The organism is Actinomadura pelletieri DSM 43383 (genome assembly GCF_003634705.1).
GTDB classification, from domain to species: domain Bacteria; phylum Actinomycetota; class Actinomycetes; order Streptosporangiales; family Streptosporangiaceae; genus Spirillospora; species Spirillospora pelletieri.
Map to the genome: position 1 here is coordinate 552,231 of NZ_RBWU01000002.1, position 19,575 is coordinate 571,805.

Here is a 19,575-nt window from a genome sequence, read left to right on the forward strand (position 1 = left end):
CCCTTGGCCGGGCCGTCTCGGAGGTGTTAGATCGTGGCACCACCGTGAATCCGTTTCGTCCCCGGTGGCCGGACCCGTTGGGTTTTCGGTGACCGGACGGAGAGGATTCACCCCTTAGGGAGGGAAGGAGCCGCGGTGCCTGAGGAGGGCGGCCCGGGTCCAGGCCGGTTTCCCGGCGGGGGGACGGCCCCCCGCGAGCTGTCGGTGCCCGCGGATGGCACGCTCCCCGGGGAACCGCAGGGGGACGTCGACGAATCCGAATACGCGGCGCGACTGCTGCGTTACCTGCGCGATCTGGCACGCGCACGGCGCCGCCCGTCGCGGGACGTGTCCCGGCACGACCACGTCTACTGGCTGTGCGAGCTGCCCGGCGACGTCTACGTGGAGACGGACGCGGGGCCGGGCGACGTTCTGTTCAGCGTTCCCGTCATCCCGCTGACGCCTCCGGCGGTGCTGGAGGAGTTCGACGGTTGGCTGGGCCTGCGCAACTGGTACCGGATTCTGCGTGAACTGGCCGACCAGGAAGTGGTCCTGGCGACCGGACTGCTCGCCTGGCGTCCCGTCGTCCACGACCATCTGCTGAGCACACCCGTGCGCATCGTCGTGGACGAACGCACCGAACGTATCGACGTCATCCTGGCCGGGCACACGACCCTGCGCGACAGGGAACTGCTGTCGGGCCATCCCGGGTTCCGCGCCGCCGACTCGGTGTCGTACGCGGTTCGGGACGGGCAGGGGTTCGGGTTGCACGCCTCGGTCGGGGACGTGCTGCGCACCTGGTGTTCCGCCGCCCTGTCCGCGCCCACCGGTTACCGCGACGACTGGACGCCCGACCCGGGTGAGACCGCGCCCGTCCCGCAGATCAGGCTGGCTCCGGCGCTGGTCGTCCGCCCGCAGGGACGCGCGGCCGTCGCCGACTACCACGCCACGCTGCTGCGGCTCCTGCCCCGCGGCGTTCCGGAGGGCCTCGCCCGGCTCGCCTCGCCGTCCCGGCGGCCGCATGTCATGCACGTGCCGGAACGCGAGCCGCAGACCGTTCGGGACCTGGTCGTCGGCCTCCTCGGCCGCGGTCACCGTGTGCTGGTCGCCACGTCCGGCGCGGCGGCGTCGGGCGCGCTGCGCGCCGCGCTGCCGGAGGGACTCACCGGCCTCACGGTCGCCGACCCGGCCACGGCGGTGCGGACGGCGGACGAGATCCTCACCCGTCCGGCCCCGGACGTGGACGCGCTGACCGAACAGGAGAAGGCCGCCGCCCGGCACGCCGCCCGCCTCCGCGACCGGCTCCGCGACGGTGTCGACGACGCCGTCGGTGACGGTGGGCAGGGCCCGGAGGCGGAACTGCGCGCCGAGGCCCCGGAGCTGGCGTGGATGCCGGTGCGCCCCGACCTGCCGCCCGGCCCGCCGATCTCCCGCGCCGAGGCCACCGAACTCGTCGTGCTGCTCGCGGAGGAGACCGCCGAACGCAAGGCCCGCACCGCGCAACGGGACGTCGACCCGGGCACGCTGCCGAGCGCCGCCTACGTCCGGACGCTGATCGAGGCGGAGTCCGCCGCTGCGGAACGTGCCGAACGCTCCGAGACCGACCTGTCGCGGCGGCTCCGCGACACCGACGTCACGTTCCTCGCCCGGCTCGACGGCAACGCCTCCGTCGTCGGCGCCGCCCTCCGCGACCTCGGTCTGGACGGTCATCCCGGGGGCTGGAACTCCGCCGACCTCGCCGTCCGGGCCTTCGGGGACGCGCTCGCCGGCCGCCGTGCGCTCATCTGGACGCGGGTCGCGGAGATGACGTCCCGCGTCGGATGGGCCGACCAGGCCGTCGCGCAGGCGACCGGCCATCGCATCGACCTGCCCGCCGACGCGGACCTGCGGGCCCTCGCCGCGGCCGCGTACGACCTGCGCGCCCACCTGGTGGGCGGCGGCGCGCTCAAACGCGGCCCCCTGCGCTCGGCCGCGCAACGCCAGGCGGAGCCGTTGCTGGCCACCGTGCGGGTGGACGGAGCGTCGCCCACCACGCCCGAGCTGCTCGACCTCGTCCACACCGACCTCCTGGTGCGGATCACGTGCCGGGAACTCCAGTACGTATGGGAGGCGGCGGGCATCTCGTTCCCCGCCGACCTGCCGCCCGCCGAACGGGTCGCCCGTTTCGTCCGCGCCCACGCGCGCCTCGGCCGCGTCCTGGACGCCATGCCCGCCGTGGACGAGACCAGGGCGCTCCTCAACCGGTTCGGTATCGCCGTCCCGTTGGAACACCCCGTCCACTGGCACGAGTACGCGGCGGCGCTCCGCAACGCGCTGGACGGCCTCGGCGTCGACCGCGCCGCCGCCGACCTGGACGCCCTACGCGACTCGATCGGCCCGGTCGGCGACGCCGACCCGCCCGAACTGCGCGCCGCGCTGACCGCCATCGGCGCCCGCGACCCCGACGCCTACGCCCGCGCGCTCGGCGCCCTCGCCGAGGCCCGCCACGAACGCTCCCTCCAGGTCCGCTGCGAGGAACTGCTCACCCGCCTCCGGGCGGCCCATCCCGACCTCGCCAACCTTATGATCGCCACCGATGGCGACGAGGCATGGCACGACCGCGTCCGCCGCTGGGACGAGGCCTGGTCATGGGCCCGCTCCGCCGCCCGCCGCATCGCCGAGCGGACCGAGTCGGAGGAGGAGCGACTCCGCGACGCGCTCGCCGAGGCCGAGGAACGCCTCCGCGACATCCGCGCCGACCTGACCGCCGCCCACGCCTGGGCGGCCGTCCGGACGAACCTTCCCGAGACCGCCACGAACCCGCCGGACATCGTCCCCGTCTGGATCCTCCCGCTCTGGCGCGTCCCCGAGGTCATCCCGCCCGCCCCCGGGTCGTTCGACGTCGCCATCGTGGACGGCGAACACGAGGCCGGTGCCGAGGCCCTCTTCCTCCTCTGGCTGGCCCCGCGGATCATCCTGGTGGGCCCACCTGGTTCGAAGCTCCCGCCGCTGGAGGGCCCGTCCCCGTCCACGGATCTGCCACCCCACCTTCAAGGGGTGATAACGCCGACGTCTCCCCTGTTCTCGGCCCTCACGACTCGTCCGCCCACACCCCCGGCCCCACGCCCGCCCGCACCGCCGCAAGTGGAGCCCGACCGCTCTCCCGTCTTCGACGAACGCCCCGCCGCCCCGCTCCCGGACACCAATACCCGCCAACCACAACCTGTCGAGACCGTCCCGGTCGAATCCGTGCCGGTCGAATCCGTGCCGGTCGAATCCGTGCCGGTCGAGACCGTCCCGGCCGAGACCGTGCCCGCCGACCCTGCCGCGACCGCGCCCGTCCCCATTGTCCGGCCGGACGACGCGTCCACCCCCGAGGCGGCCCAGGTCACGCGTGGACGGTCGATCGTCACCTACAAGCGGCCCGAACTGGTCGAGCTCGTCGGCCATATCGCCGATCGCGAACCGGACCTGACCGACGACCAGATCGTGGAGTTGGCCACCCGCCTCCTCGGCTGCCCGCCCGACGAGGAACTCCTCGTCGGCGCCCGCCTCCGCTACGCCGTGCAGGCGTACCGGGGCCGCGCCTGACCCGACCCGCCTAGAAGCGGAATGTGGCATTCCGTTTCTGATATAGTGGATCGGAACGATTCGTTCCACCGATGGCAGGGGTCACGATGCGGGTACTGGACCGGCGGACGCTGAACCGGGCGGCGCTGGAGCGGCAGCTTCTCCTGAAGCGATCCGACATGTCGGTCAGGGGCGCGATCGAACGGCTCGTGGCGATGCAGGCACAGGAGAACAACGTGCCGTACTACGGGCTGTGGACGAGACTGACCGGGTTCCGGAAACAGCAGCTCACGGACCTCATGACGGATCGTTCCGCCGTACGGGGGACGATGCTCAGAGGCACCCAGCACCTCGCGTTGGCCGACGACTACCTGTGGCTGCGTCCGCTCGTCCACCACTGCCTTCTGCGGGCCCGCCAGGCGGGCTTCGGCCGCGTCACCAAGGACTGGGACCTCGACGAACTCGCCACCGAGGCCCGCAAGCTCCTCGACGGCCGGGTCCTGACCCGTCCGCAACTCGCCCGTGAACTCGCCGAGCTGTGGCCCGACCGAGACCTGATGGCCCTCGGCTGGTCGGCGCAGGCGCTGCTGTCGGTCGTCCACCCACCGCCCAGCGGGACCTGGAACGTGATGGGTGCCACCCCGTTCGCCTTGGCGGAGGAGTGGATCGGCCGTCCGCTCCACGAGGTCGGCCCCGCTCGGCTGATCCGTCGCTACCTGGCCGCGTTCGGGCCCGCGTCCGTCAAGGACTTCCAGATGTGGTCCGGCCTGCGCCGGACCGACTCCGCCTTCACCGAACTGCGACCCGAGCTGCGCGTCCACCGGGACGAGAACGGCGTGGAGCTGTTCGACCTGCCCGACGCGCGGCTTCCCGACGACGGGCCCGCGCCCGTCCGGTTCCTTCCCGGGTTCGACAACCTGGTCCTCGCCTACGCCGACCGCACCCGCCTCATGACCGACGAGCACCGCAGGATCGTGTGCGTGGGCTCGGAGATCAAGCCCACGCTGCTGGTGGACGGGCGCGTCCACGGACTCTGGACGCTCAAGCACGACAGGAAGGCGGACACCGCGACCCTGAGCGTCGAACTCTTCGCGCCGCTCCCAGACGAACCGGCCGTCGAGGAAGAGGCGACCCGCCTACTGACCTTCGCCACCCCCGAGGCGACCCACAAGCTCCACATCACCGCCTGGACGAGCTGATCACCTGCTCCCAAGGGTGAATCGAGAAGGCGGTTGCCCTGGCCTTGAGCGCCGAGCGCCGCTTCTGGGCGAACCGGCGGTCGAGGAGGAGTCCCGCCTGTCGGCCTTCGCGGTCCCCGAGCCCCGCTGACGGGATCCGTGTCGGCGACTGGACGGGCTGAGTGCCGGCCCTAGGGGAGACGGCGGTGGACTCCGGGGGATACCCTGCCCCCGGAGCCCTTTGGGTGCCGTCGTGATGTGCCTTCGGCGATGATCCGACGACCGATGAGATTCCTTCGCCGCGCTCTACCGTTGAGCTACCGCGGCACGAGAGCCGCGGGTCAGATTCGAACTGACACTTCGGGAAAGGCAGTCGCCGCCGCCTGAGGGGAACGGCATATGCTGATTCTGGAGCGAGAGTCTGAGATTGACGCGGCCGCCTCTACCGGACTTGGGCCACCCGGGCGCGAATGCCCGGGGGTGGATTCGAACCACCAGTGTCACCGCTTGTCAGACTGAGCCTCATCCTCAGCTTTTCGCGCCCTTGCGGGCGCTCCCCCCGCGCTCCAGCGGGGGGAGTCTGGTCATGCGAACAGGTAACCGAAAATCGCGTCGCCGGCCTGCCGGTCGTCGACCTCGGTCGCGTTCGCCTCCTCTCGGGCGTACTTGACGGCGGACTGGAGCCGGTCGACGCGGTCGCGCAGTTCGTTCACGCGGCGCGCGGGCAGTGCGCCGGAGAACGCGACCTTCGTCCAGGTTCCGACGATGACGTCCTCGGTGAACGCCTCGACCTGCGCGGGGTGCTTCTCCGTCGCCTCGTAGAGCACGTGCGCGCGGGGCACCTTCTTCGTTCGGGACGTCTCGACCGGCTCGGTGCGCCACACGTCCTGGCCCTCGTCGTAGGTCCACGACTCGGCGGAGTCGAGGACGGGCAGTTTGTCGACGAACGAGTTCAGCTCGGCGAGCTGCTTCTCCAGGAACAGCAGGTAGGTGACCGGGACCTGGGCCAGGATCGTCCGCCCGTCCACGACCACGTCGGCGCGGGCGTCGCGGTTCGCCCAGTCCTTGGTGGCGACCACGTCGAACAGTCGGGTCAGGGACTTCGCGACGTCCCGCAGCGCGTCCTCCGACCGCACCTGGACCTTGGTGGACTCCGGCGGAAGCGTCTCGCCCTCGTCGTCCTTCGGCCGGTACACGCGGGAGATTCCGGCCAGCAGCGCGGGCTTCTGCAGGGTGCGCAGAACATCGGCGATCTCGCGCTGAGCGCGGCTCTTCGCGCCTTTCTCGATGGCGATGATCTGATTGAGCTTTGCCACGTCTACCGTCCTTCTCCGTCATGAACGGGGCCTACGGTACTGATCGCGGCGAAGAATCCTCAATTGATTTTCCGGGCGTCCGAAGTCACGGTTGGTGGCCGTGAAATGTGGTGGGCAGGGGTGGTGGAGTCGGGCATAATCGCGGGCGTGACAACAGAAGAGCTGGTTCAGGTATGGCGTGACGTCATTCGGGGCGACGACAAGTCCTGGGTGCTGTTCGAGCACGGGACGTGTGTCATTCTCATGGAGCCCGAGGAGGACCTGGCCGCGCAGGCGGTCGAGTTGTTGAGGGAGTACGGGCCCGTCCATGCGGGTGGCCCGGCGGGTGATTTCGGCACGCTCGACCTCACCGCGGCGCCCGGCTGGGCCGTGTACGGGCACCACGACGACATCCTGACCTATGTGGCTCCCGAGGAGGTCGAGGAGGGGGCCGAAAGTGTGGCCGTGGGCCTTTTGGGGCGGTCCAAACGGGATCGGGACGGACACGAACTCAATGCCGTCCACGTGGAGGACAGGCGGCCGGGCTGAAACCGCCGCCTGATGTCCTAAGAAGTCTGTACAAATGTCCGTGTGGCCGAATGGGACGGGGAGGCGCTGGCGCGGCTGAGGTCCGCCGTGCATCGCGGGGACGTGGACGCCGGGCTCGACGTCCTGCGGGAGCGTCCCCTGGCACCGGTCCTCCAGTACGCCGGTGACGTGGCCGTGGCGGCCGTGGCCCAGGGACGCATCGAGGGCACCTGGCTCGCCGCGGAGTGTCGTGCGTTGCTCGCCGAGCGGGCCCTGCCGGGGGACGAGGTGCTCGCCGCCGAACTGGCCGCGCCGCCCGAGCACGGGGCCGCCCTGGTCCCGCTGCCGGTCGACCTCGGGGCCGTGGCGGCGGCGATGGACGACGGCCTGCACGTCCTCGATCTCGAACGCGGCGACGTCCTGCCTCTGGACGAGGTCCTCTTCGACGAGGTGCCCGACGATGAGCCGCAGAATGCCGGGCGCTGGCTTCCGATACCTCCGGCCGTCCTGCCGGAGGGGGAGGACGCGCGGCGTGGCGCGGGCCGGGCATGGCTCGCCGGACAGGGTTACCGTCCGGCTCCCCGAACCCTCTAGCCGCCGGGACGGGCCAGGGGGAAGGGGATCGTCTCCCGGATGCTGCGGCCCGTCAACGTCATCAGCAGACGGTCGATGCCCAGGCCCAGACCGCCCGAGGGCGGCATCGCGTACTCCAGGGCGTGCAGGAAGTCCTCGTCCAGCTCCATCGCCTCGGGGTCGCCGCCCGCGGCCTGAAGCGACTGTTCGGTGAGGCGCCGCCGCTGTAGGACGGGGTCGATCAGCTCCGAGTAGGCGGTGCCGAGTTCGAGCCCGAAGACGATGAGGTCCCACTTCTCGGCCAGCCGCGGGTCACGGCGGTGCGGGCGGGTCAGCGGGGACGTCTCCGCCGGGTAGTCGCGAACGAACGTCGGCTCGGTCAGCTCCTCCTCGACCAGGGCCTCGAACAGCTCCTGGACGACCCTGCCCTGCCCCCACTTCGGGTCGAACCCGAGCCCGAAGCGTTCGGCGTACCCCCGCATGACGTCGAGCGGGGTGTCCGGCGTGATCTCGTCGCCGAGGGTCTCGGACACCGACCCGTACACGGTGACCTCCCGCCACGGTTCGGCGAGGTCGTACTCGACCCCGTCCCGGACGACGACCGTGCCGCCGAGCGCCGCGCGGGCCGCGTCGACGACGAGGGAGCGGGTCAGGGTCGCCATCGTGTCGTAGTCGCCGTACGGCTCGTACGCCTCCAGCATCGTGAACTCGGGGTTGTGCTTGTGCGACACGCCCTCGTTGCGGAAGTTGCGGTTCAGCTCGAAGACACGGCCGACTCCGCCGACCAGGAGCCGCTTGAGATACAGCTCGGGCGCGATCCGTAGGTAGAGCCGCATGTTGTAGGCGTTGATGCCGGTCGTGAACGGGCGGGCGGACGCGCCGCCGTGGATGGGTTGCAGCATCGGCGTCTCGACTTCGAGGTACCCGCGGTCGCGCAGGCCGTCGCGGAGGGCGGCGATCGCGTCGCCGCGCATCCGCAGCATCCGGCGGGCGTCGTCGTTTACGATGAAGTCGACGTATCGCCGCCGGACGCGGGCCTCGGGATCGCTCAGGCCCGACCGCTTGTTCGGCAGGGGGCGCAGGCATTTGGCGGCGAGCGTCCATGACGACGCCAGCACCGACAGCTCCCCGCGCCGCGAGGTGACGACCTCGCCGCGCACGGCCACCTGGTCGCCGAGGTCGATGAGGGTCTTCCAGCGGTGCAGCGAGTCGTCCCCGAGCGCGTCGGCGGTCAGCATGACCTGGAGGTCGGCGGTCTCGTCCCGCACCGTCACGAAGATCAGCCTGCCGTGTTCGCGGGCGAGGACGACCCGTCCCGCGATCGCCGCGCGCACGCCGGTGCGCGTGTCCGGGGGCAGATGGACGAAGCGGGCGCGGACGTCGGCGGCGAGGTCGGCGCGGTCGCAGTGCAGCGCGTACGGCTCCAGCCCGGCGGCGCGGATCCGGTCGAGCTTGGCGTGCCTGACCCGTTCCTGTTCCGACAGCCGCCGCCGGGGCACGCAGGGCGTGTCGGCGGCGTCCTCGATCTCCTTGATCTTCTCGACGAGGTCGCCGGACGGGACCATCGCCGCCGCGCGATCCAGCTTCGGCCGGTTCAGGTTCGGCAGGAACCCCTCGGCGCGGGCGTACGCGAGCCCCAACCGGACGAGGTGGCGGCTCTGCGTGTAGCAGACGTAGCGTGGACGCCAGTCGGGCAGGTATTTGGAGTTCGCCAGATACAGCGACTCGAGTTGCCAGAACTTCGACGCGAACGACAGGAACCGGTAGGACAGCCGCGCGACGGGCCCGGCGCCGATCTGCGAGCCGCGGACGAACGCCGACCGCAGCGTCGCGAAGTTCAGCGAGAGCCGCTGCGCGCCGACCGCCGCCGACCGCTCGGCGAGCTTGGCGACCATGTACTCGTTGAGCCCGTTCTCGGCGGCCGGGTCGCGGCGCATCAGGTCGAGCGACAGGCCGGCGCGTCCCCACGGCACGAAGCTGAGCAGGCCGCGCAGGTCGCCCCGGGCGTCGAACGCCTCGACCATCACGCAACGGCCGTCGGTGGGGTCGCCGAGCCGGCCGAGCGCCATCGAGAAGCCGCGTTCGGCGGCGTCGCCGCGCCACGCGTCGGCGCTGCGGATCAGCGTGGCCATCTCCCACGCCGGGATCTGCGAGTGGCGGCGCACGCGGACCGTGTACCCGGCGCGTTCGACCCGCCGGACGGCCTGCCGGACGGGCCGCATCTCCCGTCCGTCCAGACTGAACGCGGTGAGGTCGAGGACGGCCTCGTCGCCGAGTTCCAGCGCGTCGAACCCGTGCCGCCGGTAGACGTGCGCGCCGCGCTCACCGACGCTGACGGCGCCGGGGATCCAGGCGTGCGCGCGGCACTCGGCCAGCCACGCCTCGATCGCCTGGTCCCAGGATTCGGGATCGCCGAGCGGGTCGCCGCTGGCCAGGGAGACCGAACCCTCGACCCGGTAGGCGATGGCCGCCTTACCGTTCGGTGCGACCATGACGTCCTTGTCGCGGCGCAGCGCGAAGTAGCCGAGCGAGTCCTGGTCGCCGTGCTCGGCGAGCAGCGAGCGGGCGGCGAGCTCCTCCCGCGGGCCGAGAACGGGGTCGCGGCGGCCCGGTTTGAACATCGCCCAGAACGTGACGATCAGCAGCCCGGTGCCGAGGACCCACAGGATCGCGTCCACCCAGAGCGGCACGTCCACGTCGATCGGCTTGCCGGTGACGCGCGGCCCGAGAACGGTCTGCGAGATCGCGTAGACCGGATGCGTCCAGAAGTCGCCGTTGCCGTCGCGGTCGGTGACGGTGACGGTGAACGTCCCGATTCCGCAGGTCACGACCAGTAGGCCGGTGAAGACCCGCGCGGCCAGACGCCGGTTCGCGCGGTCGGGCAGCGTGGTGAACTGCCCGCGCGCGGCGACCACCAGGGTGAGGACGGCGAGATGGACGGCGGTGGTCCCCACCAGTCCGGGCGCGATGACCTCGTCCGGGTCGAGGGCGGCCGTCAGCAACGCCGCGACGCCGAGCGCGGTCGGCAGACAGAAGATCAACAGCAGTAGTCGCCACGCGACCCGTTTGCGCCGCCGGACGCCCATCGACAGCAGGATCCAGAGGAGCCCGAGCGGCACGCTCGGGAACCAGCCGAGATACCCGATCCAGCGCAGCGCCCAGATGTCGGCGATCTCAAGGATGAGACCATAGGAGCCCCACGCGAGCAGCGACAGGATCCCGGAGAGTCGGGTGTACCAGAAGAAGATCGTCGGAGCGGCCCGGACCAGCCGGCGCCACTCACCGCGCAGGCCGATTCCACGGCCGCCGCGCGCCACGGCCGGGTCAGTCGTCGTTACGAAGGCCACGTGGATCACGTTTCCGTGTGCGGATGACCGTCCGGAGGCGAACCCGCGGGTGAAGCCGGACGTCGTACGGGTAGGGGGATGTGGCGTGCAAGCTTGGTCCAAGATTCTCAGCAAAAGTCGATATGGTCGCGGATATGCCAAATGAACCCACCGGTGGGCGGTTGCTCGCCCGCCGCTACCGCCTGGTCACCCAGGTCGGCCGAGGCGGCATGGGGACGGTCTGGCAGGCACACGATGAGGTCCTCGGTCGTGACGTCGCGGTGAAGGAGGTCATCCTCCCGCATGGTCTCACCGACGAGGAACGCGCTGTCCACCACAAGCGCACGTTCCGTGAGGCGCGCACCGCCGCGCGGCTCGGCCACCCCGGCGTCGTCACCGTCTATGACGTCGTCGAGGAGGACGACCGGCCCTGGATCATCATGGAGCTCATCAGGGCGCGTTCCCTGGACCAGGTGATCAAGCAGGACGGGCCGCTGGAGACCCGCCGTGCCGCGGAGATCGGCCGGCAGATGCTCGCCGCCCTGCACGCCGCGCACGGCGCCGGTGTCCTGCACCGCGACGTCAAGCCCAGCAACGTGCTGATCACCGGCACCGGGCGGATGGGCGAGCGGGCCGTGCTCACCGACTTCGGCATCGCCACCGCGTCCGGCGACGCCACCCTCACCCAGACCGGCCTGGTCATGGGGTCCCCCGCCTACATCGCGCCCGAACGGGCCCGCGGCCGGGTCGCGGGTCCCGCGTCCGACCTGTGGTCGCTCGGCGTCACCCTGTACGCGATGCTGCACGGCAAGTCGCCGTTCGAGCGGCCCGAACCGATGGCCGCGCTCGTCGCGGTGATCTCCGAGGAGCCCGACCCGCCGGAGATGGGCGGACGCCTCATCCCCGTCGTCGAGGGCCTGCTGCGCAAGGACCCCGACGAGCGGATGGACGCGATCGAGGCGGGCGCGCTGCTCGACGACATCGTCCGCCGGGAGACCATCGACACGCAGCGGACGATGGCCGTCGAGTACTCGGCCGACGACATGCCCGCGGGGACGGCCGATCCCGGTGGCCCGACCACCGTCGACCCGGTCGGCCCCCGTCCCGGCCCCGACGCCGCCGAGGCCCGCCCGGACCAGCTGACCAGCTTCGACCTGCCGCCCACGACCTCCCCGCGAACCGCCCGACCGTCCCGTTCCGCCCGATCCTCCCGCTCTTCCCGGTCCGCGACGTCCGGCCGGTCGGCCGAGCCCGGTTCGACCGCGCGGTTCGGGAGCGTCGGCGCCGACGGCGGCCGGGCCGGACCCGGCGAGACCACCCCCGACCCCGGCCGTGCGGCGACGTGGCGTTCCCTCTCGCCCCGGTCCTCCGCGCCCGCCGCCGGGAACTCCGCGACGGAACCGTCCGGCGACCCGGCGACGGCGCGGCACTTCGCGCCGTCCACGCACCCGGCCGGACGGCCCGCCCTCGCCTCCAACCGCAACGTCCTGATCGTCGCCGTGGTCGCGCTGATCATCATCGTGGTCGTCACGGGCATCGCGTTGGCGAACAGCCGTGGGAACGGGAAACCGGCCCGCAAGGAGGCCGCCACGACCCCCACGACGGGCGGCCAGAAGACGGGCGGCCAGAAGCAGTCCGCGCCACCGAGTTCGGCCAAGCCCGCCGACGCGCTTCCCGCCGGGTTCACCATGCACAAGGACCCCAGCGGCTACTCCGTACCGGTCCCCAAGGGCTGGAGCGGCCCCGAACGGAAGCAGGGCGGCGACCACTTCTACTCGCCGGACCGCAGGACCTATCTCCAGATCGACCAGACCGACGACCCCAGCGACAGCGCGATCGACGACTGGCGGCGGCAGGCACGCGGCGGTAACCGCTTCGCGGGCTACCGGGAGATCCGGATCGAGCCGACCGGGGACCATCCGCCCGTCCCCGACACCGGCGACGGCGACGACTCCGCCGACTGGGAGTTCACCTTCGACAACGGTGGCGGGCGCAAGCACATCCTCAACCGCGGTTTCGTCGCGGGAGGGCACGGCTACGCCATCCTCCTCTGCGCCCCCGAGAGCGACTGGGCCAAGGTGTTCGCCGACATGCAGCCGGTGTACCGCTTCTTCGAACCCGCGGGTGACTAGTGGCGGATCGCCTGTTCGCCGGTCGGTTCCGGCGCGAAACCGTGGCCGGAGGCCACGGGACGGGAACGGTGTGACGCATAATCGACACGTTCCGTCCCTCCGGGGTGGGCCGACCAGTGGGGGGTCCCTCTAGCAATGGCACAGGCACGTCTGCTCGGTAACCGCTACCGACTCGACTCGGTCGTCGGCCGGGGCGGGATGGGCACCGTGTGGCGCGCCCTCGACGTCATGCTGGACCGCGAGGTCGCCGTCAAGGAGGTCGTGTTCCCGCCGGGCCTCGACGAGGAGGAACGGGCCGTCCTGTACGAGCGGACGTTCCGGGAGGCACGGGCGTCGGCGCGGCTGAACCATTCCGGGGTGGTGACCGTCCACGACGTCGTCGAGGAGTCCGACCGGCCCTGGATCGTGATGGAGCTGGTCCTCGCGCCGTCGCTTCAGGACGTCCTCGAACGCGGCCCGATGGACCACAGCCGGGTCGCCGACATCGGGTTGCAGATGCTCGGCGCGCTCCGCCACGCCCACGAGAAGGGCATTCTGCACCGTGACATCAAACCCAGTAACGTTCTGATCACAGATGCGGGACGGGTGGTGCTCACCGACTTCGGCATCGCGCAGATGGAGGGCGACGCGACCCTCACCCAGACGGGCCTCGTCATGGGGTCCCCCGCCTACATCGCTCCGGAGCGGGCGCAGGGCGAACGGGCGGTGCCCGCCTCCGACCTGTGGGCGCTCGGCGCGACCCTGTACGCGGCCGTGGAGGGGCACTCACCCTACGAGCGGTCGGACGCGATGGCGTCGTTGCAGGCGGCCCTGAGCGAGCCGGTGCCGCCGCCGCGCAACGCGGGCCCGCTCGCGCCGGTGCTGAACGGCCTGCTGGCCCGCGAGCCGATGAACCGGATGACCGCCGCCCAGGCACAGCCACTGCTCACCCGCGTGGCGGCCCTGCGCCCACGGTCGTCGTCCCCCTCGTCCCCCTCGTCGCCTTCGGCGCCGCCCGCCCCGCCGCAGGCCGAGGAGACGGTGACGGACGAGCCGTCCGCGCGTTTCCTGCCCACCAGGGTGGACGAGCCGTCGGAGACCGTCCTCGACCCGGACGAACTCGGCGCGGTGACGCGCCGTGACCCCGGCGGGTGGGCGCCGCCGCCTCCGCCTCCGCCGCCCCCCACCCGACCCCCGGCCCAGCCGCCCGCTCAACCGTCGTCCTCGCCCCAGTCCTCGTCGCCGCCCGCGCCGTCCTCGTCCCCGTCGGCCGGGGCCTCGCAGCCTGCGCGGACACCGCCGCCGTGGGAACAGCCTCGGCAGTACTCGCACTGGCAGCAACCGTCCCCGCCGCCCGCGCCGGGCCCTTCCGACGGACGCGCCGAGCGCCGCCGGACCGTGGTCGTCGTCACGATCGCGGTGGTCCTCGTCGTGGTGGCGGTGCTGGCCGGGGCGTTCATCCTGCGCGGCAAGCTCCGGACCGGATCAGCCGCCGGCGGACAGCGCGTCCAGGGCGAGGCGCAGGTCGGCGACATGTTCGTCGAGCTCGCCGGCGGGTTCACCCGTCCGCAGCCGCTGCACATCGTCCTCCACCAGCCGTAGGCGCTCGTCGAGGGCCGTCAGCAGCCGGTCGCCGCCCGCCGCCGCGCCGTCGCCGTTGCCGTCCGCGCCTTCGGCGAGGCTCTGCCGCAGCAGCCGCGCCTGCCGCCTGAGCTGCAGGTGACGGCGGTGCAGTTCCACGAACACCGACACCTTCGCCCGCAGCAGCCACGGGTCGAACGGTTTGGTGAGGTAGTCGACGGCACCGGCCGCGTAGCCGCGGAACGCCTGCTCACCGGACTCGCCGCCGGCGGTGAGGAAGATGATCGGGATGTCGCGGGTGCGGGGCCGGGCCTTGATATGGGCCGCGGTTTCGAAACCGTCCATCTCCGGCATCACGACGTCGAGCAGGATCAGCGCGAACTCGTCGTTCAGCAGCTCCTTCAGCGCGGCCTGCCCGGACGTGACCGGGACCACCTCGACCGGCAGCGCGTCCAGCACGGCGGCGAGGGCGGTCAGATTCTCCGTTCGGTCGTCGACGGCCAGGATCCTCGTGTCGCTCGGCACCGGACTCCTCACGTCAGCGACGGCTCTGCCGTCCACCCTGCCACGACCCACCGTACGGCGACAGTGAATCGCCCAGAGTACGCATTTCTAGGGCAGCCAGCCGGGTTTGACGATCCCGGACTCGTAGGCGAACACGACGAGCTGCGCGCGGTCGCGGGCGCCGAGCTTCACCATCGTCCGGCTGACATGGGTCTTCGCCGTGGCCGGGCTCACCACCAGCCGGGCGGCGATCTCCTCGTTGGTCAGCCCCTCGCCGACCAGCGCCATCACCTCCCGTTCCCGCTCGGTCAGGGCGTTCAGCCGCGGCGACGGCGCCGGCTCCTTGGCGCGGGCGGCGAACTCGGCGATGAGGCGGCGGGTCACCGACGGCGACAGCAGCGCGTCGCCGGCCGCGACGGCCCGGACGGCGTGGATCAGCTCGACCGGCTCGGTGTCCTTGACCAGGAACCCGCTCGCGCCGCCGCGCAGCGCCTCGAACACGTACTCGTCCAGCTCGAACGTGGTGAGGATCACGATCCGCACGCCGTCGAGTCGCTCGTCGGAGGCGATCCGCCGGGTGGCGGCGAGCCCGTCGAGGCCGGGCATCCTGATGTCCATCAGGATGATGTCGGGACGCAGCCGCCGCGCCTGCGCCACGGCCTCCTCGCCGTCGCTCGCCTCACCGACGACCTCGATATCGGGCTGCGCGTCGAGCAGCGCCCGGAAACCGGCCCTGACCAGCACCTGGTCATCGGCCAGCAGGACCTTGACCACGGGGCGTCCCGCGTCCGGAGACCCACCGGAGACCCGCATGTTCAGTCCTCCCTCACGGCGGACGCGCCGTCCGGTTCCCGCGCCGCGGAATCGTCGGAGAGGGGGAGCCGGGCGCGCACCCGGAAACCGCCGCCGGGCCGCGGGCCGGCCTCGAACGAGCCGCCGAGCGCCGCGGCGCGCTCCCGCATGCCGCGGATCCCGCTGCCGCCCGGACGGTCGTCCAGCAGCGACACCCCCCGGCCGTCGTCGTCGACCCGCACCACGATGTCCCGTTCACCGTAGGCGATGTGGACGCGCGCCGTCACCGGGCCGGGCCCGGCATGGCGGGTCACGTTCGTCAGGGACTCCTGGACGATCCGGAACGCGGCCAGGTCGGTGCCCGCGTGCAGCGGACGGCGCTCCCCGGTGATCTCGCACTCCACCCGGAGCCCGGCGGAGCGGGCGCGGTCCAGCAGCTCGTCGAGCCGGTCGAGCCCGGCGGTGGGGGAGCGCGGCGCGGTCTCGCCCTGCGCCCGCAGCGCCCCGATCACCCCGCGCATCTCGGTGAGGGCCTCCTTGCTGGCGTCCTTGATCGCCGCCAGCGCCGTCCGGGCCTGCTCGGGATCGTCGTCCATCAGATGCAGCGCCACCCCGGCCTGCACGTTGATCATCGAGATGTTGTGGGCGAGGACGTCGTGCAGCTCGCGGGCCATCAACAGCCGCTCCTCGCTGGCCTGGCGGCGCTCCTCCTCGGCGCGGACCCGGGCCGACTCGGCGGCCCGCTGGGCCCGCATCCGGACCAGCTCGGACGTGATCAGCACGACCAGCACCCAGGCGATGACGAATGTCGCGCCGACCAGGCTGGGCTCCTGCGGCGAGAACCATCCCCGGGTGCCGCGTTCGTCCGCCGGGACGCCGATCAGCGCGGTCAGGCCGAAGAAGACGGCCAGGCCGGCGCCCGTGCCCGCCCAGGCGGCCAGACGGTGCCCGGCGACGACCGCGGCCATCAGCGCGACGGCGAGAGAGAGCGGCACGGGCCCGTAGACGTAGCCGCGCAGCAGGTACAGGGCGGTCACGGCCCCGGTCGCGGCGAGCGTGATCACCGGATGGCGGCGGCGCAGCAGCAGCAGCGCCGGTCCGCCCAGCAGCAGGCCGAACCCGAGCGGGTCCAGGTCCCGGTGGGCGATGTCGGACGACCCGCCGCCGTCGGCCCACGGCGGACCGGACCGCTCCGCCCGCCCGCCGCCGTGCCCCGCGCCCAGCGTCCCCAGGATCTGGACGACCACCAGGAGCAGCGGGACGACCCACACCGGCCACCCGGCGGGGCGCGGCCAGCGCGGCGGTGAAGTGCTCATGTCTGCACGGTAAGTCATCGGTGTCCGGGGTCACGTCGCCCGTGGGGAGGTAACCGCCCTACGCCCCGGGACGTAGGGGGCCATGTCTTCCGGCGGGCTGGGTCGTCCAGCGGACGGGAAGGTGCTCGAAGCCGTGGCGGGTGCTCGATCGCAGCGTCACCGGGGCGCCCGCGAGCTGGGGCAGGCCCGGACGCTCCAGCAGCGCGTCGAGCAGGGCGCGCAGGTGCACGCGCGCGAGCCGCGCGCCCATGCAGGCGCGGACCCCGAAGCCGAAGCACAGGTGGGCGCGGGCGCCGGGCGCGACACCGCCCGGTTCCGGGGACCGGCCTCCCATGAGGAACCGGTCGGGCTGGAACCGTCCCGGGTCGGGGAACGCCTCGCCGTCATGGTTCGCGGACACCAGCCACAGGACGACGCGTTCACCGGCCAGCAACGGCACGCCGCCGATGGCCGTGTCGCGGCGGGCGATCCGCCAGACCCGCAGGACGGGCGTCCACCACCGCAGCATCTCCTCGACCGCGCTGTCGATGAGCCGCTCGTCCGAGCGTTCCTCCTGGAGCCGGGCGTACTGGGTGGGGTGCCGGAGGAGGGCGTACAGACCGCCGGTGAGGGTGTTCCGCAGCGTCTCGGGCAGGTCGCGGACGACCTCGCCGACGAAGTCGACCGTCACCCCGGACGGCATCCGGGCGAGCATGGTCCGCGCCGGCGGGTCCATGTCGATGGGCGCGGGCCACTCGGACCGGACGCCGTCGAGGGGGGTGTCGCCGGAATCGTCCTCGTTGGCCGTGCCGTGCAGGGTGCCGTCGTCCGCCGGCACGAAGATCTCCGGGTGGGCGAGGGCGTACAGGACGTCGTCGTGGCGCAGCACGCCCCAGGCGCCCGACCGGCCGGCCGCGCGCCCGTCCAGCCACACCACCGGGGTCCGGGCCCGGAGCCGGTCCAGCCGGTCGTGCGGGACGCCGTGCGCGTAGGCGTCCGCATGGTCGAGCACACCGGCATCGGAGAGGGGGAGCGCGCCTCGCCCTAGAGGCATGGGAACCTCCTTCGCCAGTCGGGACGCTAACGCGTCCCGGTGGACGCCGGAAGGTCCGGTTCCGGCCGTCCGCCCGGCGGCGGCCCCGCCCGCCACCGCCGGGCCGGTCCTCAGCCGGCGAGCCACTCCCCGGTCTCCACGCTGACCAGGCCGTGCCGGGCCGCCTCGATCACCGCCTCGCGCTGCGAGTGCACCCCGAGCTTGCTCAGCACGCTCTGTACGTGGCTGCGGGCCGTGCTGCGGGTGACGCCCATCGCCTTGGCGAGCGCCTGTGTCGACTCGCCGCGCGCCAGCCGGGTCAGGACCTCACGTTCCCGCGGCGTGAGGAACCGCGCGGCCCGCTGCGCGTCGTTGCTGGGCCGCGGGCCGTTGCGCCGGGCGTCCTGGTCGACGACGATCTCGCCGTCGGCGACGCGGCTCAGCACGGCGAGGATGTCGCCGGTCTGCTGCCCCTTGTGCGCGAAGCCCCGCACGCCCGCCGCCAGCCCGGACTCCATCACGCCCGGTTCGAGGAACCCGGTGAGGACGATGAACCGTGTGCCCGGGGACGCGGCCCGCAGCCGTGCCATCCAGTCGAAGGCCGTGCCGTCGGGGAACCGCAGGTCGATCAGGCACAGGTCCGGCTGCCCGCCGCGCAGCAGCGGCATCGCGTCGGCGGGGGAGCAGGCCACGCCGACGACGCTGTGCCCGGCGTCCGTCAGCACCAGGGACAGCGACTCGGCGAACACCGCGTGGTCGTCGCAGATGACCATCTTCATGGGTGTCGCCGCCAGTCGTCGGCGTGGGCGTCCTGCGACGGGCCGGACGGGTGCGCGGACCCTCCGCCGGTGTGCCCCCGGCCCGGGTGCCGTCTGTCGGGGGGCGGCGCCGCGGGCAGCAGGATCCGGACGCGGGCCCCGCCCATCTCGCAGGTGCGGATCTCCAGGCTGCCGCCGTATCCGGAGACGAGGTCGTGGACGATGCCGAGCCCCAGGGACGCGAGCCCGCGCCGGGCCGGCCCGTCCGGACGTGTCTCCGTGCCGCCGAAGCCGGGACCGTCGTCGTCGACCTGGACGGCGACCCAGCCCTGGTCGGACTCGACCCGGACGTCGACGTGCCCGTCCGCGACCCGGCACGCGTTGTCGAGGACGTTGCGGACCGCGCGCCACAGCGCGACCGGGTCGATGTGCGCCCACGCCTCGTCGCCGGCGAAGCAGACCTCGTGCGAGGTGGCGAGCCGCATGCCGGTGACGACCTCGGCGGTGAGGTCGTCCACCCGGATCCGGTCCGGGTTCGGCGGCGGCCGGTTCGCGTCCTCGCCCTCGGGGTCGTCCTCGTCGAGCCGCCGCAGCAGATGGTCGAGCCACCGGGTCTCGCCGAGAAGCTGTTCGATGCGGGCCCTGCTGGTGTCGCCGACGTCCTCGGCGACGGCGACGGCGGAGGCCAGCATGATGATCGTGCCGAGTTCGTGGCGGATGTCGTGTCTGAGCCGTCGCCGCCAGAGGGTGTGCGCCCCCGACTGTGCGACGCGGTTCGTCGGGAACTCGCCGTGGTGCGCGGGCTCGGGCGGACCGAGGTCCGCGAGCGTCCCCGCCCGTGCGGGTGCGTCCGCCGGAGTCGACCGGGACTCCGCTTCGTCCATGAGAATTCCCCGCTCCGCTATTTCGGCACCGTATAGACGTTCGCTCCGCTATACGTAGGTGTCCAGTCAATGGCCACAACCGTCCGCCCGCTGACCAGAAGTGGACATGCACATCGGGTGGTGAACCTTTTTGATTGACGGTGCGTCCCTGTCGGGATTGTCAGTTCTTGCTGCCGTCCATTCTTTCAT

General features: G+C 72.4%; 14 protein-coding genes. 6 read left to right on the forward strand and 8 right to left on the reverse strand.

Annotated elements, in window-relative coordinates; genetic code table 11:
• Nucleotides 1-135: 135 nt before the first annotated feature.
• Together BZB76_RS09320 and BZB76_RS09325 are read left to right on the forward strand one after the other, a co-directional pair.
• A complete protein-coding gene (locus BZB76_RS09320) occupies nt 136-3,549 on the forward strand; it encodes a DEAD/DEAH box helicase family protein (protein WP_147449388.1) in 3,414 nt (1,137 codons plus the stop codon).
• 71 nt (nt 3,550-3,620) lie between these two features.
• Nucleotides 3,621-4,727 carry a winged helix DNA-binding domain-containing protein gene (locus tag BZB76_RS09325; RefSeq protein WP_246006843.1) on the forward strand — a complete coding sequence of 369 codons (1,107 nt, stop codon included), beginning with the start codon at nt 3,621-3,623 and terminating at the stop codon, nt 4,725-4,727.
• A 563-nt stretch (nt 4,728-5,290) separates the two neighbouring features.
• On the opposite strand, the gene BZB76_RS09330 is transcribed toward BZB76_RS09325, so the two are convergent.
• Entirely contained in the window at nt 5,291-6,022 is a 732-nt protein-coding gene (locus BZB76_RS09330; protein WP_121433893.1) for a DUF7873 family protein, read from the reverse strand.
• A gap of 147 nt (nt 6,023-6,169) precedes the next feature.
• Here BZB76_RS09330 and BZB76_RS09335 point away from each other — a divergent pair, with 147 nt between their 5' ends.
• A complete protein-coding gene (locus BZB76_RS09335) occupies nt 6,170-6,550 on the forward strand; it encodes a hypothetical protein (RefSeq protein ID WP_211342917.1) in 381 nt (126 codons plus the stop codon).
• A gap of 42 nt (nt 6,551-6,592) precedes the next feature.
• Complete coding sequence (locus tag BZB76_RS09340) at nt 6,593-7,123, forward strand: hypothetical protein (protein WP_121433895.1); 531 nt, start codon at nt 6,593-6,595, stop codon at nt 7,121-7,123.
• Here the strand turns inward: BZB76_RS09340 and lysX are convergent.
• The gene (gene lysX, locus BZB76_RS09345; protein ID WP_246006844.1) at nt 7,120-10,449 is read right to left on the reverse strand and encodes a bifunctional lysylphosphatidylglycerol synthetase/lysine--tRNA ligase LysX; all 3,330 of its coding nucleotides are present in this window, start codon (nt 10,447-10,449) and stop codon (nt 7,120-7,122) included. The two genes, BZB76_RS09340 and lysX, sit on opposite strands and share 4 nt — an antisense overlap.
• A 134-nt stretch (nt 10,450-10,583) precedes the next feature.
• On the opposite strand from lysX, the gene BZB76_RS36345 reads away from it, so the two are divergent.
• Together BZB76_RS36345 and BZB76_RS09355 are read left to right on the forward strand one after the other, a co-directional pair.
• On the forward strand, nt 10,584-12,560 hold the full coding sequence (locus BZB76_RS36345; protein WP_281273859.1) for a serine/threonine-protein kinase: 1,977 nt from the start codon (nt 10,584-10,586) through the stop codon (nt 12,558-12,560).
• Nucleotides 12,561-12,695: 135 nt separating this feature from the next.
• Nucleotides 12,696-14,141 carry a serine/threonine-protein kinase gene (locus BZB76_RS09355; RefSeq protein ID WP_121433896.1) on the forward strand — a complete coding sequence of 482 codons (1,446 nt, stop codon included), beginning with the start codon at nt 12,696-12,698 and terminating at the stop codon, nt 14,139-14,141.
• Here BZB76_RS09355 and BZB76_RS09360 read toward each other — a convergent pair.
• From BZB76_RS09360 to BZB76_RS09385, 6 genes are all read right to left on the reverse strand, one after another.
• Complete coding sequence (locus BZB76_RS09360; protein WP_121433897.1) at nt 14,025-14,645, reverse strand: response regulator; 621 nt, start codon at nt 14,643-14,645, stop codon at nt 14,025-14,027. The genes BZB76_RS09355 and BZB76_RS09360 overlap by 117 nt on opposite strands.
• An 87-nt stretch (nt 14,646-14,732) precedes the next feature.
• Nucleotides 14,733-15,398, reverse strand: coding sequence for a response regulator (locus BZB76_RS09365; protein WP_121434589.1), 666 nt, complete (start codon nt 15,396-15,398; stop codon nt 14,733-14,735).
• Between the two features lie 41 nt (nt 15,399-15,439).
• Entirely contained in the window at nt 15,440-16,732 is a 1,293-nt protein-coding gene (locus BZB76_RS09370) for a sensor histidine kinase (RefSeq protein ID WP_147449389.1), read from the reverse strand.
• Between the two features lie 58 nt (nt 16,733-16,790).
• Nucleotides 16,791-17,765: a cytochrome P450 gene (locus tag BZB76_RS09375; RefSeq protein WP_147449390.1), complete on the reverse strand. Its 975-nt coding sequence runs from the start codon at nt 17,763-17,765 to the stop codon at nt 16,791-16,793.
• Nucleotides 17,766-17,875: 110 nt separating this feature from the next.
• Complete coding sequence (locus BZB76_RS09380) at nt 17,876-18,523, reverse strand: response regulator (RefSeq protein WP_121433900.1); 648 nt, start codon at nt 18,521-18,523, stop codon at nt 17,876-17,878.
• Nucleotides 18,520-19,386, reverse strand: a complete 867-nt coding sequence (locus BZB76_RS09385) for a sensor histidine kinase (RefSeq protein ID WP_121433901.1) — start codon at nt 19,384-19,386, stop codon at nt 18,520-18,522. The genes BZB76_RS09380 and BZB76_RS09385 overlap by 4 nt, the downstream gene beginning before the upstream one ends.
• Nucleotides 19,387-19,575: the final 189 nt, after the last annotated feature.